General features: G+C 54.9%; 2 protein-coding genes. Both read left to right on the top strand.

Features of this window, described 5'->3' with window-relative positions; translation table 11 throughout:
- A partial coding sequence (locus AC1RPR_RS07970) for a hypothetical protein (RefSeq protein WP_481763429.1) occupies positions 1-428 on the top strand: 428 nt, incomplete at its 5' end.
- A gap of 3 nt (positions 429-431) precedes the next feature.
- Positions 432-678, top strand: a 247-nt coding sequence (locus tag AC1RPR_RS07975) for a hypothetical protein (RefSeq protein ID WP_481763430.1), incomplete at its 3' end; no start/stop codon positions are given.

Consider the following 678-nt stretch of genomic DNA (forward strand, 5'->3'; position numbering starts at 1 on the left):
CCATCAACCACAATGGCGGATCACTGGGTCAGCTTGTGTACGCGTACGGCATCTCGACGGACATGGCAAGCACCGGAGACGTTGGGTACCCAACATCGTGGGTTTATCCGCAGGTGACACAGGCTCAGGCACCGGCATCTATTACGCTCACGTGGCCCGCAGTATATGACGCAAGTAAATACCATATCTGGGGTCGCGATTCGCATGATGGGTTCGGCTTGCTGGCCACGATCAATGCTGGCCAGCCCCTGACGTGGACGGACGACGGCTCGGTTACTCCGGTCCCTCCGCTTCCTGCGTCGGGCAACTGGCCGATTCGTTACAACTCGATCGATCCGGCAGTCGGCGGCTCGCTGACAGTCAACGTGTTCTACGCGGAACGCCAGCAACGCATCGACACAAATCCGACCCGCCTGCAAATTGGGTAAAACATGAGTACGCCATATCAAGAAATCTATAAGTATCAGGTGGATTGGCCCTCGACGGACTCAACAGAAAACAGGCGTCTTGGGTATCGCTACCCGCGCAGTATTCTGCTGCCTCCATATCTAGCGGCTAATCCATACTACGTGGATTACACAAATGCCATCGACAATGTGTTCGAGGGACAAGTCGATATCAAGACCGAGATTTTGCAGAATCTGCGTAACATGTGGGTGACTAATCCCCCGCTCGAAC

Source organism: Dellaglioa sp. CoH-57-MRSF-22, assembly GCF_056781895.1.